This window comes from Paenibacillus sabuli (assembly GCF_014705605.1).
Taxonomy (GTDB): Bacteria; Bacillota; Bacilli; order Paenibacillales; family Paenibacillaceae; genus Paenibacillus_D; species Paenibacillus_D sabuli.
On record NZ_JACXIZ010000014.1, the window covers coordinates 39,003 to 55,345 of the forward strand.

15 protein-coding genes are annotated in these 16,343 nt (G+C 62.0%); all 15 read right to left on the reverse strand.

Annotation, left to right across the window (positions count from 1 at the left end):
* Window positions 1-50: 50 nt before the first annotated feature.
* The 15 genes from IDH44_RS07925 to IDH44_RS07995 all read right to left on the reverse strand — a co-directional run bounded on the left by IDH44_RS07925 (window position 51) and on the right by IDH44_RS07995 (window position 16,320).
* Window positions 51-794, reverse strand: a complete 744-nt coding sequence (locus IDH44_RS07925) for a DnaD domain protein (protein WP_223869476.1) — start codon at window positions 792-794, stop codon at window positions 51-53.
* Window positions 787-2,031, reverse strand: coding sequence for an acetate kinase (locus IDH44_RS07930; RefSeq protein WP_190916428.1), 1,245 nt, complete (start codon window positions 2,029-2,031; stop codon window positions 787-789). Before IDH44_RS07930 ends, IDH44_RS07925 begins: the two co-directional genes overlap by 8 nt.
* Window positions 2,028-2,900 (reverse strand): 3-hydroxyacyl-CoA dehydrogenase family protein, encoded by an 873-nt coding sequence (locus IDH44_RS07935; protein WP_190916430.1) that lies wholly within the window; start codon window positions 2,898-2,900, stop codon window positions 2,028-2,030. The genes IDH44_RS07930 and IDH44_RS07935 overlap by 4 nt, the downstream gene beginning before the upstream one ends.
* Window positions 2,901-3,331: 431 nt before the next feature.
* Window positions 3,332-4,831 carry an AAA family ATPase gene (locus IDH44_RS07940; RefSeq protein WP_190916432.1) on the reverse strand — a complete coding sequence of 500 codons (1,500 nt, stop codon included), beginning with the start codon at window positions 4,829-4,831 and terminating at the stop codon, window positions 3,332-3,334.
* Window positions 4,824-5,354, reverse strand: a complete 531-nt coding sequence (locus tag IDH44_RS07945) for a hypothetical protein (RefSeq protein WP_190916434.1) — start codon at window positions 5,352-5,354, stop codon at window positions 4,824-4,826. The genes IDH44_RS07940 and IDH44_RS07945 overlap by 8 nt, the downstream gene beginning before the upstream one ends.
* Before the next feature lie 102 nt (window positions 5,355-5,456).
* Window positions 5,457-6,005: a cell wall elongation regulator TseB-like domain-containing protein gene (locus IDH44_RS07950; RefSeq protein WP_190916435.1), complete on the reverse strand. Its 549-nt coding sequence runs from the start codon at window positions 6,003-6,005 to the stop codon at window positions 5,457-5,459.
* A complete protein-coding gene (locus IDH44_RS07955) occupies window positions 5,981-7,243 on the reverse strand; it encodes an amidohydrolase (RefSeq protein ID WP_190916779.1) in 1,263 nt (420 codons plus the stop codon). Before IDH44_RS07955 ends, IDH44_RS07950 begins: the two co-directional genes overlap by 25 nt.
* Before the next feature lie 44 nt (window positions 7,244-7,287).
* Window positions 7,288-7,926, reverse strand: coding sequence for a redox-sensing transcriptional repressor Rex (locus IDH44_RS07960; RefSeq protein ID WP_190916437.1), 639 nt, complete (start codon window positions 7,924-7,926; stop codon window positions 7,288-7,290).
* Between the two features lie 3 nt (window positions 7,927-7,929).
* Window positions 7,930-10,791: an ATP-dependent DNA helicase DinG gene (gene dinG / locus IDH44_RS07965; protein ID WP_190916439.1), complete on the reverse strand. Its 2,862-nt coding sequence runs from the start codon at window positions 10,789-10,791 to the stop codon at window positions 7,930-7,932.
* A gap of 15 nt (window positions 10,792-10,806) precedes the next feature.
* Window positions 10,807-11,472 carry a tetratricopeptide repeat protein gene (locus IDH44_RS07970; protein ID WP_190916441.1) on the reverse strand — a complete coding sequence of 222 codons (666 nt, stop codon included), beginning with the start codon at window positions 11,470-11,472 and terminating at the stop codon, window positions 10,807-10,809.
* Between the two features lie 117 nt (window positions 11,473-11,589).
* Window positions 11,590-11,973: an aspartate 1-decarboxylase gene (gene panD, locus IDH44_RS07975; RefSeq protein ID WP_190916443.1), complete on the reverse strand. Its 384-nt coding sequence runs from the start codon at window positions 11,971-11,973 to the stop codon at window positions 11,590-11,592.
* Window positions 11,958-12,854 carry a pantoate--beta-alanine ligase gene (gene panC, locus IDH44_RS07980; protein WP_190916444.1) on the reverse strand — a complete coding sequence of 299 codons (897 nt, stop codon included), beginning with the start codon at window positions 12,852-12,854 and terminating at the stop codon, window positions 11,958-11,960. Before panC ends, panD begins: the two co-directional genes overlap by 16 nt.
* Window positions 12,851-13,714 (reverse strand): 3-methyl-2-oxobutanoate hydroxymethyltransferase, encoded by an 864-nt coding sequence (gene panB / locus IDH44_RS07985; RefSeq protein ID WP_190916446.1) that lies wholly within the window; start codon window positions 13,712-13,714, stop codon window positions 12,851-12,853. Before panB ends, panC begins: the two co-directional genes overlap by 4 nt.
* Before the next feature lie 342 nt (window positions 13,715-14,056).
* Complete coding sequence (locus IDH44_RS07990) at window positions 14,057-15,037, reverse strand: biotin--[acetyl-CoA-carboxylase] ligase (protein WP_190916448.1); 981 nt, start codon at window positions 15,035-15,037, stop codon at window positions 14,057-14,059.
* Window positions 15,034-16,320 (reverse strand): CCA tRNA nucleotidyltransferase, encoded by a 1,287-nt coding sequence (locus IDH44_RS07995; RefSeq protein WP_190916450.1) that lies wholly within the window; start codon window positions 16,318-16,320, stop codon window positions 15,034-15,036. Before IDH44_RS07995 ends, IDH44_RS07990 begins: the two co-directional genes overlap by 4 nt.
* Between the last annotated feature and the right edge of the window lie 23 nt (window positions 16,321-16,343).

Below are 16,343 nucleotides of genomic sequence, written 5' to 3' on the forward strand. Positions count from 1 at the left end.
TGTGCGCGCCAGGCCCGCTATTGCGGATGACAAGAATAGCCGTACCCGGGCTACGCCCTGCCGCGGAACTTCTGCGCCTGGGCGCGGGCCTCGTCGACATTGGTAATGCGGTTGCGGCTCCATTCCAGCAGGATGCGGTCGATATAGCGGAAGTGCAGCTTGCCCGCAAAAACCGCCTCCTTGAGCGCAAAACGAATCAGTTCGTCGGCGTAGCCGTCCTGATCGATCCAGGCGCTGATCGTCTCCAGCTCCATCGGAGACAGCGGCCGTCCGAACTCGCGCTCGAACAACACAAATAAATTCGGCGGCGCCGCTCCGGCGGCCGCCTCGCCTCGCACCTGCACATTAGACTGGGCGGCGTCCGGAGCGCGCCGGACCGGACGCGCCCCCTCGCGCGTCGCCGTACAGGAGGCTGCTTGCAGCAGCCAGCCGCTCCAGCTGTACCGCTCGGCCTGCAGGCCGTCCGCCGGTTCGATCATGTCCTCGATCTCCAGCAAGCCGCTGCGCAGCAGCCGCTGCAGCTGACCGCCGATCTGCTCCGGCGTCCGGCCCATGCGCCGGCCGAGCTGGTCGGGCGTCGGGAACTCGATCCCCTCGAGCTCGCGATACGCCATCAGCTGGAGCAGCAACATGGCGTCCTCGGGCGCAATGCCGAGCTCGCCGACCGTGCGCAGCAGCATAGCCGGCACATGGATGCCTCCCTGCTGCAGCGCCGCAGCCATCCCCCCGGCATAATCGTCCTGGCGCTGCATCACGGCCTCGTCCGCTTGCCTACCGGCTCTGCGATCAAGCATCCGTACCTTCCTCCCTTTGCCCGGACAGTGACGAGGCTTGCTCCGTCACCAGCTTGTATGTGTCGCGCGCGATCAGCAGCTCCTCGTTTGTCGGAATGACGAGCACGCGTACCCGTGAATCCGGCGCCGAGATTTCACGCGGCTTTTTCGTGCGCATACCGTTTTTCGCATCGTCCAGCTTGACGCCGAGGTAGCTCAGGTTTTTGCATACCTCCGCCCGCAGACTGGAGGAATTTTCGCCGATTCCGGCGGTGAAGACGAGCGCGTCCACGCCGTCCATGACCGCCGTATAGGCGCCGATGTACTTGCGCAGCCGATAGACGTACATGTCGAACGCCAGTCGGGCGTTGCGATCCCCCTCGGCCATCGCCTCCTCGATCTCACGCATGTCGCTGCTCAGACCCGAGATCGCCACCAGGCCGGAATGCTTGTTCAGCATCGAATTGACATCGCTCAGCGTGAGATCCTCCTTGTTCATGGTGAAAGGGACGATGGCGGGATCAAGATCGCCGCTGCGCGTGCCCATCATCAGCCCTTCGAGCGGCGTCAGACCCATACTCGTGTCGACCGATACGCCGTGCTGTATCGCGGTGCAGCTGGCGCCGTTGCCGATATGGCAGGAGATCATCTTCAGCTCGTCCAGCGGCCGGCCGAGCAGCTCCGCCGCCTGATCGCTCACATAGTGATGTGAGGTGCCGTGGAAGCCGTAGCGCCGAATTTTGTGACGGCGATACAGCACCTTCGGGATCGGATACAGATAGGCAACCTCCGGCATCGTCTGATGAAAGGCCGTATCAAAGACGACCGCCTGCGGCACGCCCGGCAAATTCGTCTCGACGGCGGTGATGCCCATCATATGCGCCGGGTTGTGCAGCGGCGCCAGATCGAACAGCTGGCGAATCTCCAGCTTGACGGTCTCGTCGACAAGCACCGACTGCTTGAACACTTCGCCGCCGTGAACGACCCGATGACCGACGGCCTGGACCTCGGCGATCGACTCGATGACCCCGTACTCCGGATGCGCGATCATATCCAGCAGCCGTTTCACCGCGGTGACGTGATCGAGAATTTCGCTGACCTCGCGCATATCCGGCCGCCCCGGCACCGCCTGCGTGACGATCGACGTTTCCATGCCGATGCGCTCGACGCTGCCGCTGGCGAGCACGGTTTCCGCCGTCATGTCGTACAGCTGATATTTGAGCGAGGAGCTCCCCGCGTTGATGACCAGTATCTTCATATCCGGTCTCCATCCTTGTCGTAGTTAAAAAAACCGGCGCCGGTTTTGACGCCAAGCTGGCCGGCCCGCACCATTTTTTTCAGCACGATCGACGGCCGATACTTCAACTCGCCGTACTCGTGAAACATATTTTCGAGCGCCGCCTGCACGGCGTCGAGGCCGAACCGGTCGCACATTTCGAACGGCCCGTATTTGAAGGAATACCCCATGCGCATGGCGCTGTCGATATCCTCCTCGGAGGCGACGCCCTCCTCCAGCACCTTGAGCGCCTCGTTGATATGCAGGCAGATCAGCCGTGTGGTGACGAAGCCCGGCGATTCAAACACCATGATGCCCTTTTTGTGAATGATCTTTTCGACAAAATGCTTGGTGGCGTCGAAGGTCGACTCCGACGTTTTCAGGCCGCGCACAATTTCGACCAGATCGATATGCGACACCGGATGAATAAAGTGCAAGCCGATGACGCGCTGCGGATGCTCGGTCACGCTGGCCAGCTCGGTCAAGCTCAGCGTCGACGTATTGCTCGCAATAATCGTCTCCGCGCCGGCCGCGCGATCCAGCTCGCGCATGACCGCCAGCTTGGCTTCCAGCTCCTCCGTTATCGTTTCGATAATCAACTCGCATTCGGCCAGCTCGTCCAGCGTATGCGTCGGATGAATGCGATTGAGCACCAATTTTTTTTCCGCTTGCGTGAGCGCCCATTTGTCAATTTGCTTATCGAGACTCTGGGCGATTGTCGCCAGTCCGAGCTCCAGATTCGATTCCGTTTTTTCGACGAGCAGCACATCCAGCCCTTTGAAGGCCAGCATTTCTGCGATGCCGCGGCCCATCGTGCCGGCCCCGACCACTCCTACTTTTCGTACCGCCATGGTTTAATCCCTTCCAATCCACAGTATGATCTCTTCCTGCGACACGTCTCTCGTCTATCGTTGCCGCCGGCCTCCTCATTATACCAAGGCGAAACGGCTACCGCCATCCTTTGGCGGCGATGCGCGTTTCGTTCCGAGAATATAGAGACCGTTTATAAGCGTGGAACTTATAAATGCTTTATATTAAAAAAAATCGTCCCCCGTCAGGAAAGGGGACGAATGTTTGAAGATCGTTCTCATTTGCCGCGCATGCCTTTAAAAGTGCGGTGAAAAAGGAAAGCCGCCGTGCCCGAAATTCGTTTCCTCCCCAATTTCTTGAATTTGAACTGCTTCAAAGGAAGAAATCGGGGAGCAAGATGGCGGACGCTTCGCTTCTCCAACGCAATTTCGGCCACTCTGGCACTTTTTTCACCGCACTTTTAGAAAAGCTCTCAGGCCGACTGCGGGCTGCCCGCACGGAGCAGCTCGCGGAATTGCTCGCCGCTGAGCGTCTCCTCGGCGATCAGCACCTCCAGTGCCTCGATGAACACCGGACGATAACCGTCCAGCAGCTCCTTGACGCGCTGCATCAGCAGATCGAGCGTAGTGGAATTGACGCGCGCCCAGCCGTCCGGGGTCATCATCGAGCCGTCGACGATGCCCAGCTCCGTCAGCCCGGACTCCACCATCGTACGCACGATGCCCGTGGCCTGCTCGAAGTCGCCGCGCGAGCCGGTGCTGCGCGAGCCGTAGAACAGCTCCTCCGCAGCCGCCCCGCCGAGCGCGATCATGATCTGGCCCTCGAGGAACTCGCGCGTGTACAGATACTGATCCTCGTGCGGGTGGTGGCGCACGTAGCCCATCGCTTGCCCGCGCGGCGACAGCGCGACGGTGGAGACGCTGCCGGGCCGGACCGCTTCGGCGGCGATCGCATGGCCCAGCTCATGCAGCGCGATCCGGTCGCGCTCCTCCCGCGTCGCCTGGCGGTCGGTCTTCTCGCCCATCATCACCTTGTCGATCGCCATCGACAGATGCCGATGTTCGATCCGCTCGCTGCCCTCGCGCATCGCATAGATTGCGCCCTCGTTCATGACGCTCTCCAACTGCGCGCCCGAGAAGCCGAACGACTCCTCCGCCAGACGGCTGAGCTCGACGGACGCGTGCAGCGGCTTGTTCTGCGCATGGATGCGAAGGATATGCTCCCGCCCCTTTTTGTCCGGCAGCTCGACGCCGATATGGCGGTCGAAGCGGCCGGGCCGAACGAGCGCACTGTCGAGCGTGTCCTTGCGATTGGTTGCCGCCATGATTAGGATGCGCGGCGTTTCGCTGGAATGAATGCCGTCCATCTCGGTCAGCAGCTGATTCAGCGTCTGATCGTACTCGCGATGCTGACCGCCGTCGCGCTTGCCGCCGATCGCGTCAATCTCGTCAATGAAGACGACGGCGCTCGATTTGCCGGACTTCTCCGCCTTCTGGCGCGCTTCCTTGAACAGGTCGCGGATGCGGCCGGCGCCGACGCCGACATACATCTCCACGAACTCGCTGCCCGAGGCGGCCACATAGACCGAATCGGTATAATGCGCCGCCGCCTTCGCCAGCAGGGTCTTGCCCGTGCCGGGCGGTCCTGTCAGCAGGATGCCCTTGAGCGGCCGGATCCCGAACTGCCGGATCTCGTCCTGCTTGATCAGGAAGTCGAGCGCTTCGATCAGCTCTTGCTTGGCGCGCTGCTGGCCGCCGATCTCCTCGAACGACAGCGACTGCGGCGTCCGCCCGCGGCTTTTGCGGTTGCCTGCGGCGGTCGCCAGATTGCCCCGTCCGCGAGCGGCGAACAGCAGCAGGCCGACGACGCCGGCCACGACCAGCAGCGGCATCAGGTTCACGCCGATATAGAGCAGGAAGGCCAGCAGCGCCAGCGCGGTCCCGGCCAATCCTTCCTTCCAGTAGCTACGCATTCGGCCACACCCCCAGCTGCTGCGGCATGCGAGGCAATACGATATATTTGGCGGACTGCTCGTCTGTCATTGTAATATACACATTATGCGCATCCATTTGCGTCTCGATGCGGACGCCCTGATGCTGACGCTCCAGCTCCTCCATCGCCTCCGGAATACGCGAGTACGCGTGGCTTTCCATAGCCTCCGCGACATCGAACAACGCCGTCGACCACAACGCCTCCAATGCATCGCCGGCTTCGGCGAACTGCAGTTCCAGGCGTCTGCCGTCCAGGACGGACGCGCTATCGCGCTCGATTTGCGCGTAGACCTGGCGTAGATCCGCACCCGGCTCGAGCTGCAGCTGCACCGTGACGACGTCGCGCCCGATCGTGGGCTCGCCCGACTTGACGCCATTCACCGCGTTGACTGCGCTCTGCAGCGGCTGTTCGACCGCCAGCGCACGGTATCCGAACCAGCCTCCGAGCAGCAGGACGCCCACGACGGCAAAGGTCAGAACGGTCGGCAACCAACGAAGCTTCATCAATAAAGCGCCCCCTCTCCAAAGCGAACTGTACGCTACCATTTCAATGAATAGTATAGCACAGCTCACACTGGAAAAGGGACGCCAATAAGTACCAAAGTCCTAGTCAGCAAAGCGGGAAGGCAGATTGTATGTCGTCAAATACGCCCCGTCCGAGAAGCGATAAAACGCATAATGGTAGGTTCGCGATTCGCCGTTCATGTGAAAATAGACCTCCCATGCTTTTTCCTCGCCGAGCAAGCCGGGCAGCACCCGCAGCACGCGCGCATCCGGATATTGCGCCTCCGCCAGCTCGCGTGCGCGGGCCGCCGTGACACTTTCTTCCGCCCTCAGCGTCTGGACCTCGCCCTCTACGAGCCACACCCACACATCTCGGCCGTCGGTATCGATACCGCGCACGACCCACGCCGTCTGATCCCAGACATGCTTGGTGACGTCGTTCACCTGGGTCAAGCCGGCCGACTCCATCGCCAGCTCGCGCACCTCACGCTCCTCCGCCCACACCCCGGCTTGGACCGAGCGATAATACAGATTCAAGACGAGCAGCACCAGCAGCAGCACGATGCCCGCGGCGATCACCCAGCGCCATATGTTCATGCGCCGCGCGGCATAGCGCTTGCCGCGCGTCAGCGATTCAGCTTGTCGAAGCACAGCTGCGCCTCACGCATAATACGTTCTTCATCCAATTGCGTACAGCGCCCGTCCTTGACGACCTGAGCACCGTCCACCCAGACATGCCGCACATCCCGCCCCGAACCGGCATAGACCAGATGCGACACCATGTCGGTCCGCGGCACCCAGTGCGGCTGGTCGATGTCGAGGGCGATGAAGTCGGCCTTCATGCCCGGCTCGAGCATGCCGAGCTCCTCGCCGGCCCACAGCGTCCGCGCGCCTGCCGTCGTGCCGAGCTGGAGCGCGGTGAATGCGGGCACGGCGGTGGGATCGCCGCTCACGCCTTTGTGAATCAGCGCGGCGAGGCGTATCTCGTCGAACAAGTCCAGATTGTTGTTGCTCGCTGCGCTGTCCGTGCCGAGCGAGACAGGAATGCCGGCCGCGAGCAATCGGGGCACCGGGGCGACGCCGCTGGCCAGCTTGAGGTTGCTGGCCGGATTGTGCGAGACGCCGGTGCCGCGCGCAGCCAGCAGCGCGATCTCCTCGTCGGTGAGATGTACCGCGTGGGCGACGAAGGACGGGCGGGCCAGCAGACCGAGCCGGTCCAGGTGCTCGACCGGGCGGCAGCCGTAGTCCTCGACATTGCGCGCGACCTCGGCGACCGTCTCCGACATATGCGTGTGCATCGGCAAGCCATAGTCGACCGAGGCCTGCACGAAGCGCTCGATGAAGGCCGGCGGGCAGGTATACGGAGCGTGCGGCGAGAGCATGGTGTGAATGCGCCCGTTCGCCTTGCCGTCCCAGTCGCGGGCGAATGCGACCGCTTCCCGGAGCTTGGCGTCCTGCTCGGCCTCCGAGCACAAGCCGATCGCGCCGCGCGCGAGCCAGCCGCGCATGCCCGAGCCCTCAGTCACCTCGGCGACGATGTCCATCCGATCGTACATGTCGACGAATGAGGTCGTTCCGCTGCGCAGCATCTCCGCCAATGCCAGCGCTGTTCCCCAGCGCGTCTCATTCGACGTATATTTGCCTTCCATCGGCCACATGTCCCGCTCCAGCCATACCTGGAGCGCTTGATCGTCCGAATACCCGCGCAGCAGCGCCATCGCGGCGTGTCCGTGCGTATTGATCAGGCCCGGCATGAAGAGCAGGCCGGCGCCGTTGATGCGCTGCGCGCCCTCGACGGCCTCGGCCGCCGGGCGCTCGGCGCCGAGCGAGACGATGCGGCCGTTATCCACGACCATATGCCCCTGCAGGATATCCGTTTCCGAACGCATCGTTACAAAAAGACCGTTTTCAATCCATAATCGGCGGCTGTCTGTCAAGCGTGCTCGCCTCCCGTTTCCATATAATAAGCCAAGCTAAGCAGTTCCGTCGTAAAATCGGCGTGATGAATGCGAATCTCATCCGGCACTTTGAGAATGACCGGCGCGAAATTGAGCAAGGCTTCGATACCGGCCTCCACAAAGTGATTGGCGACATTTTGCGCCTCCGGAGCGGGCACCGTAATGATGCCGATCCGGATATTCAGCTCCTGCACGAGCCGCGCCAGCTCGCTGGTCGGCTGCACGATCAAATTGTTGATGCGTTCGCCGTATTTATGCGGATCGGCATCGAAAACCGCGACGATTTTCATGTTGTCTTTTAAATATTTATTATAATTGCACAGGGCATGTCCGAGATTGCCCGCTCCGACCAGTCCGACGTTCAGCGGCTGATCGAGCTTCAAAATTTGACGGATTTTTTCAATCAGATACGTCACGTCGTACCCGACGCCCTTGCGTCCGAATTCGCCGAAGTACGCCAAATCCTTTCGAATCTGGGCCGGATTGAGATCGAGCTTATGTCCAAGATCCTGGGACGAGACCGTCTGGACCTCGCGCTTGGACAACTCGTTCAAATATTGCAAATACACCGGCAAGCGCCGAACGACCGCTTCGGATATTTTGATCGGCTTCATCCCTTACGCCTCCTTCGACTCGGCACCCAGCCATTGACGGATGCGCGGCACGATTTGTTCGAGATGCATATGCTCGATCTTGGGACCGGGCAGGGAATACAAGAAATGCTTGCCGTAATAGGATTCGATGACGCGCGTATCGTAGATCAGCACGATGCCGCGGTCGCTGCCGCTGCGGACGAGACGGCCGAAGCCTTGCTTGAAGCGAATGACCGCCTGCGGGATCGACAGCTTCATGAACGGATTCTGGCCCGCTTGCTGCAGCAGCTCCGCCTTCGCTTCGACCAGCGGATGATTCGGCGGCTGGAAGGGCAGCCGGACGATCGCCAGACACGTCAGGTCCTCGCCGGGGATGTCGACGCCCTCCCAGAAGCTGCTCGTGCCGAGCAGCACGGCCTGGGGCTGCTCCCGGAAGCGCCGCGTCAGCTTGCTCCGATTGCCGCTGTCCATGCCTTGCCCGATGACGTCGATTTTATTGCGCTCGAGCATTTGCCGCAGCGGCTCGTACACTTGTCGCAGCATGCGATACGAGGTGAACAGCACGAGCATCCGTCCCTTTGTCTCCGCCGCCGCCTCGGCCAGCGAGGCGACCAGCTTTTCGACAAATGCCGACTCTCCGGCCGCGCCGCGCAAGGTCGGAAAATTGCGCGGAATCATCACGAGCGCCTGCTCGCGATAATTAAACGGCGAGGGCAGCTGCACGGTTTTCAGTCTGCCCTGCTCCTCCTCGCCGCTCAGTCCGAACTGCTCGCACGCATAGGCGAACGACTTTTGCACCGACAAGGTCGCCGAGGTGAGAATGACGCTTTTCTTCGCTTCGAACAGGTACTGCTTCAACTGGGCGCTCACGTCGGCGGGCACCGCGTACAGGTGAACGGACTTGGCGCGGTAACGCTCGCTGGCCTCGATCCAGTAAACGTTCAGCGGCTCATCCAGCCGCGTGAACAGGTGCAGCTCGTCGCGCGCGCGCGCCGCGTCCTTCACCGCGCCGTTGATGTCCGTCACGAGCGATTGCACGCCGCTGTCTTCGACGCGTTCCTTGACTTGTCCGATCAGCTTGTCCATCTCTTTTACCAGACGGCCCAAGCCGGAATAGACCCGCTCCTCGGCGGCCTGCACGCCCTCCCATCCACTGGGCAGCGTCTCTTTTTTGAGCCGCACGACCGTCTGGGCAGGCGCCTCGGGACTGGCCTCGGACCGTCCGCCGGTCGTCGCGGCATATAGCAGCTCCAGCAGCTCCTCCCACGACTCCCGCGCCTCCAAAAATGCGGGAACAAGCGTATCGATCGTCTCCGTCCAGGCCGCGCTGTATTCATCGTCCTCTTGCGCCAGCATGGCCCTGAGCTGGTGCACCTGACCGGTGCGGACATCCTTGCATAACCGCTGCAGCGGCACATGGATCGAGCCCTGGGAGACACGCATGCCAAGATGCTTGCCGGCAACCTCCTCCAGATGATGCGCCTCGTCGACGATCAATCGTTCGTAGCCGGGCAGCAGGCGATGCTCCGCGCGAATATCCGTGAACAGCAACGAATGATTGGTAATAATTACATCGGCCGTATTCGCCTCTTGCTTGGCGCGGTGATAATAACAGCGTCGGAACCACGGACAGGCCCGGTTCAGACACGAATCGGCGTCGCTGGAGACGGTATTCCAAAATTCGTTCCCGCGATTGCCAAAATGCAGCTCCTCCTGATCGCCGTGCTCCGTTTCGTTCAGCCAGACGACCATCTGGGCCGCCGTCATTTTGTCTTCCGAAGGCGCGCCGAATTCTTGCCCGGTCAATTTGTTTTCGAACTTGCGCAGGCACAGGTAATTGCCCCGCCCCTTGAATACGGCTGCCCGGAAGTCGAACGGCATAATCGCCTGCAGCTGTGGAATATCGCGGGCGCGAAGCTGCTCCTGCAAATTGATCGTATGGGTGCTGACGACGATTTTGGCGTCATGCTTGATCCCGTAGAACAATCCGGGGATCAAGTAGCCCATCGACTTGCCGGTGCCCGTCCCGGCCTCGATCAGCAGGTGTCGATCGGCCTCCAGCGCCTCGTGCACCTCGTCGAACATCTGATGCTGTGCGGCGCGATCCTCGTAATTGGCCGCATGCTCGCGAAACGAAGACTTGAGCTGCTCGATGAACGTTTCGTACGAAACGTCTGTCAGCGGCGGTCCTTCGCCCTCGCGCGGCGGCATTGTATCGGTCCAATCCTCCACCTGCAGCGCCAAGCTGCGGTAATAGCGGTTGGCCTGCAGATCAAGCGACGTCTCATCCTGCTTCTCCTGCAGGAGCTGCTGCACGAACCAGCCCAGATCGCGCGTATCCTGCAGCAGCTCGGCCAGTCGCTCCAGAGTGAGCAGCGGCAGCTCGCGCATTTTGGCGGCCGCCAGTTGCAGCAGGTGCGCCGTCGCCCGGGCGTCGCTGTCCGCCTGATGCGGGCGCTCGTGCGCGATGTCGAATTGCTGCGCCGCCGCCCCCAGCTGGTAAGTCGTCAGAGACGGATAGACGACCTTGAGCAGCGCGACCGTATCCAGCGTTCGCCCGGAGAAGGACATGTAGCCGCATTGCTCCAACGCCCGATTCAAAAAACCGAGGTCGAACCCGGCGTTATGGGCCACCAGCACGGCATCCTGAAGATGCGGAAGAACGGATCGCATCGCCTCTTCGAGCGAAGGCGCTTCGGCGACGTCCGCATCGGTAATTCCGGTCAACTGGCTGATAAACGGCGGGATGGCTTGCTCCGGCTTGACGTAGCTGCTGAAGGCGTCTTGCTCCTCCATTTGCCCGTCAAGCAGAACAAGCCCGATTTGAATAATTTCGTCGGTGGCCTGATGGCCGGTCGTTTCAAAATCCAGTACAGCGAATTTCATCCGGTTTCGATCCTCTCACAGACAGCCGAGCTGCGCGCTGCCAAAATAGAGGGACAGCTCTGTCCCGCCCGTTTGGCGACAGGCATCTAGGTTGCTAAGCGGCTCCGCAAAGCTGGGGTCGGCTTCGTGCGCCTGTATAAAATATTGTTCCGCGCGCTCCATGTTGCAGCGAATGGCCTGAATGCAGCCAAGCGCATTCCAAGCCAGCGCGCGCCATTTGGGCTGATCGGCGACCCCGACCAAAAATTGAAAATGGCGCTGGGCCTCGTTCCACGATTTGAGGTGCATGTGGGTCATGGCCAAAAAAATTCGGGCCAAATTGTGATCCGGCGCTCTCCCCACAGCCTGCTCGAACAAGCTGGCTGCCTGTTGGAACATAAACAGCTTGTAATAGCCTTGTCCCTTTGTCAGCAGCGACTCGGCGGCTCCGTCGATTTCCGGCGGCAAAAGCGCGATCTCGCTTCCTGTATCATTCTCGGTCGTGTCGGCATTTTCCTGCAATTTCGTTTGAAACTGACCCAGTTTCTCTTCAAAAGCCAGCCACTGCTCCATCACATCGTCGCTGATCGACTTGAGCGCTTCGAGCTCGCGGCTCTGCTCCTCGCATCTTAACGGATCGGGATAAGTCTGAATAAGTTCGTCAAGCAAGGCGTGCATGGACGAAAACAAATGCTGAAACATGGCACACTCCCCTCCTCGCGCACGACGCGCTGGTGTATGCTCATTTTTTGTCGCGAGGAGGGTTTTCATACTGCATCCCAGTCAATCGCCAAGCCTGTCAAAAGGATTCACGGCAATTCAGCGTATGGCCCCGTGCAATTCCTCATGCAGCAGCTCCACCGGACTGTTACGATCGTCAAGAATGACCACCTTGGGCTTGTGCGCGCGGGCCTCCTCGTCGCTCATCATGGCGTAGGCGATAATGATGACCTTGTCGCCCGGTTGAACCAGTCTGGCCGCCGCTCCGTTGAGACAAATGACGCCGCTGCCGCGCGCGCCGCGAATGACATACGTTTCGAAGCGTGCGCCGTTGTAATTGTTCACAATTTGCACTTTTTCGTTTTCCCATATATCGGACTGCTCCATCAGCGCTTCGTCGATCGTGATGCTGCCGACGTAATTCAGATTGGCTTCGGTAACCGTAGCGCGATGCAGCTTGGATTTCATCATCGTTCTGTACATGCGAGCGTCGCCTCCTTGCGCTGGAATACGCGATTGTCAATCAGCCTGGTCCCGCCAAAGCGGACCGCGAGCGCGACGATCAGGTCGCTCTCCGCCGCAGCGCTGTCGAGGGCCCCGACCGGCGGCTCAAGCTCCGGAAAACGCAGCACTTCGGCATATTCGAGCTCGGCCAGCGGCGCGCGTCCGATCGTACCGCGCAGTAGCGCCTCGAGCTCGGCGGCCGTAATCTGCGGCGCTTGCTCCAGCTGGCGCTGCGCCGCCTCGAGCGCCTCCCACAAGATCGTGGCTTGCCGGCGCTCCGCCGCGCTCAGATAGACGTTGCGCGAGCTCAGCGCAAGGCCGTCCGGCTCGCGCACTGTCTCGCAGGGCACGATGCGCACCGGCAGATTCAGATCGAGCGTCATCTGCCGAACGACTGCCACCTGCTGGGCATCCTTCAAGCCAAAGTAGGCGCGGTCCGGCTGGACGAGGTTGAGCAGCTTGGCCACGACTGTCGCCACGCCGTCAAAATGTCCAGGCCGCGAGGCGCCGCACAACCGCGCGGTGACCTGCTCAACGTGCACCGTCGTCCGCGGCTCGCCCGGATACATGTCATCCACGGACGGCAGAAAGACGGCGTCTGCGCCGCAGGCCTCGGCCAGCGCCGCATCGGCGTCAGCCTTGCGCGGATAGCGTTCAAAATCCTCCCCCGGACCGAACTGGGTCGGATTGACAAAAATACTGACGACGACGTAGCCGCATTCCGCTGCCGCGCGGCGGATCAAGCTCGCATGTCCGTCATGGAGCGCGCCCATCGTCGGCACAAGCCCGATTTCGATCCCCGCGCGGCGCTTCGCCTGCACCGTCTCGCGCAGCTCGGCTATCGTTTGAATGCGCCTCATTCCCGCTTCTCCCCGACGCTGCCGTACAGCGCGCTGGGCCCAGCTGCAGGCGTCTCGCCGCCCTGGAAGCTGTGCACCTCGGCCGGGAAAGCCCGCGACTTGACGTCGGCGACATATTCGCCGATCGCGGTGCGAATGGTTGCGCCTAGATCGGCATACGTTTTGACGAATTTTTTGGCGCGATACGGCGAAGCGTACTGGAGAATGTCGTGATACACCAGCACCTGACCGTCGCAATGACGGCCCGCGCCGATCCCGATGGTCGGGATCGCGACAGCGGCTGTTACCGCCTTGGCCGCTTCGTCGGTCATGAGCTCGATGACGATGCCGAATGCACCGGCTTCTTCGAGCGCCTGCGCATCGGCGACCAGCCGGTCGATCGCCGCTTTGCTTTTGCCTTGCACACGATAGCCCCCGAGCTGATGCACCGACTGCGGCGTGAGTCCGATATGTCCAAGTACGGGAATGCCGGCGCGCGTGCAGGCGGCCACCTCGTCGGCAATCTCGGCGCCGCCCTCCAGCTTCACGGCCTGAGCGCCGCCCTCCTGCATTAGCCGCGCGGCGTGCCGCAGCGTATCGGAGGCTCCCGTATGATACGTCAAAAAGGGCATGTCCGCGACAATCATCGTCGCGCCGGCGCCGCGTGCGACCGCACGCGTATGGTAGACCATGTCGTCCAGCGTGACCGGTATGGTCGAGTCGTAGCCCAGCACGACATTGCCGAGCGAGTCGCCGACCAGTATGGCGTCGATGCCGGCCTCCTCGGCCATTCTGGCGGATGGATAGTCATAAGCGGTAAGAAACGTAATCGGGTCTTGCTCCCGTTTCATCGCGCCGAGTTTCATTGCCGTTTTTTTCATGCATGTTCAGCTCCTTGTCAGAAGTGGGCAAGGCGGCGCGCATCGCGCCATCCTCGGAACGTAACTTGTGTCGCCGCCGGAGGACGGCGCGAGGCGTTTCGCCTTGAAACACAAAAAAACCTTTTAGCGGCCGCTAAAAAGGTTCCCAGTCCAAAAAGGAACATCGTGTCCTTCGCGAGTTTCCTTCTGTCTCGGTCCCTACGGCTCAGAGCAGAGTACTACTGGCTTTTTTTAAAATAGAAAGAAATACAGACGACGTTATGCCATATCGGCTGACAGGTGCAGTTCCACTGGGGATACCGCCCTGTTGTCGTTCTAGTATATCATGTCATGCGTATTTCGTCACCTGCCTGACGAGGACGCCCCCATCTCGGCCGAAAAAACCGCGCGCACCTCGCCATCCCCCAGCCGCACCAGCAAAGCGCCCGATTCCGCCAGACCGACCGGCACGCCTGTGAGCACGCCCTGCGGCGTCGTAAGCGTCGCAGGCCGATGCAGCGAGACCGATAAGGCCTCCCACAACGAACGGATCGGGGCAAAGCCCTCTTGGGCAAAAAGATCGTATAATTGCTCGAGCTCGTCCAAAAATTCGACGATCAAGGCGGTGCGGTCATAGCTGCGTCCGGTCGCCATGCGAAGGGACACGGCGCGCTGCAGCAGCTCGTCCGGATAATCATCCGCCTCCAAATTGACGCTGATGCCGATGCCGGCGATCACATAGCGAATGCGCTCCTCTTCGGCGGTTGATTCCAGCAAAATGCCGCTGATCTTTTTGCCGTCAATCAGTAAATCGTTGGGCCACTTGATGCCAATCTCGGCCCCGCTCATTCTGCGCAAGGACCGGCACAGGGCAACGGCCGTCAACAGCGTGAGCTGGGGCGCAAAGGGAAGCGCCAGCCGTGGACGAAGCACCAGGCTCATCCAGATTCCTTTGCCGCGCGGCGATACCCAGCCTCTGCCCATTCGGCCACGACCCTTGAGCTGCTGCTCTGCCAGCACGAGCGTGCCCTCGGGAGCCCCCTCCGCCGCCAGCTGGTGCGCGATGTCCTGCGTGGAGGGGACCGCCTCCAGCCGCTCGATCCGTCTGCCCAGACGCTTGGTGGACAGCTTAGACATAATCTCTTCCGGCTCCAGATGGGCTGGAGCCTCCAGCAGCCGATAGCCCAGCCTCGGACTGGCCTCGAAACGATACCCCTTTTCCTGCAGCTTGCGGATTTGCTTCCACACCGCCGTGCGGCTCACCTGCAGCTGCTTGCTGATCGCCTCGCCCGACACGTATTCCCCCTGCCGCTCGCTCAGCAGCCGCAGCAATCGCTCGCTCACGTCGTCTCCCCCTCTCGTTCGTCTAATTCGGACGCATGACGCAGCAGCGCCTCGGCTGTATTGCGGACGCTGCCGCTCGCTACGGCCAGCAGCAGCGCGTGCAGCTGGCGCTGCAGCCACGGTCCGCCCTTGTGACCATGCAGGCGCATCAGATCGCGTCCGTCGACGGCCAGCTCGTCCAGGCTCACTGCCGGCATGTGCGCCAATTGCGTCTGCAGCGCTTCCAGCTCATCCGGCCCTGCCGGGGCGAGCGGCTCGCATGCGCGCGCCAGCGCCAGCCACGCAGCTGCCGTCGCGCGGCCATAGCGTACTGTCTGCTCCGCCCAGCGCGCCTCGACCGGCTCGCGCGAGCCGATCCAATCCAGGTGGAAGGCCACGAGGTCGCTCCTGGCACGGATGCGCGCTCCCGAATAGCGCAACGCCCGGAACCAGGCGCGGGCTTGGCGGGCATCCAGGCCGGACGCCAGACTCAGCGCCGCCCAGCGACTGTCCGCGCCCGCTAGCCCGCCCAGCAATTCGTGCTCGCCGAGCAAGTCAAGCACCCGTTCCCGGCCGCTGGCGGCGCAATGCAACTGTTCCGGCCACGCGTTCGGTTCGGCGGCATGCGCCAGCAGCTCGCTATGGAGCACCATGCGCCACGCCGCGTCGGGTCGCCGTCCGGCGGTCATCTTGTCGAGCTCGGTGCCCACCCGCTCGAGCGCGATATGGCGCAGCAGCATGCGGCATTCCAGCAGCGCCCGCCACGTATCCGGATGGATCGGTCTGGGTCCGGCGCCGTATTGTGCGGCAAAACGCAGGCCTCTCAGCATGCGCAGCGCATCCTCCGTGAAGCGCTCACGCGCAATGCCCACCGCACGAATGACGCCGCTCGCCAGATCCGATTGTCCCCGGAACGGATCGACGACGCTGCCATCCGCGCGCATCGCCATCGCATTGATCGTAAAATCGCGGCGGCACAGGTCGCGCTCCAGTACGTCGATGTAGACGACATCCGCAGGCCGGCGATGACGCTCGTATTCCCGCTCGGCGCGGAAGGTCGTCACCTCGTAGCTCGCTCCCTCGTGCAGCACGGTCACCGTGCCGTGCTGCAGCCCGGTCGGCACCGTCCGCGCAAAAAGCCGCTGCACCTGCTCGGGGCGGGCAGCGGTCGCTATGTCGACGTCGGTCACCGGGCGGCGCGCCAGCACATCCCGCACGCAGCCCCCCACGAAAACCGCCTCGAAGCCGGCGGCTTCGAGCGTCAGCAGCACAGGCAGCGCTGCGCGCAGAGCGGGATGGTCCATGGCCGGTTCCTCCTGTCGATCGA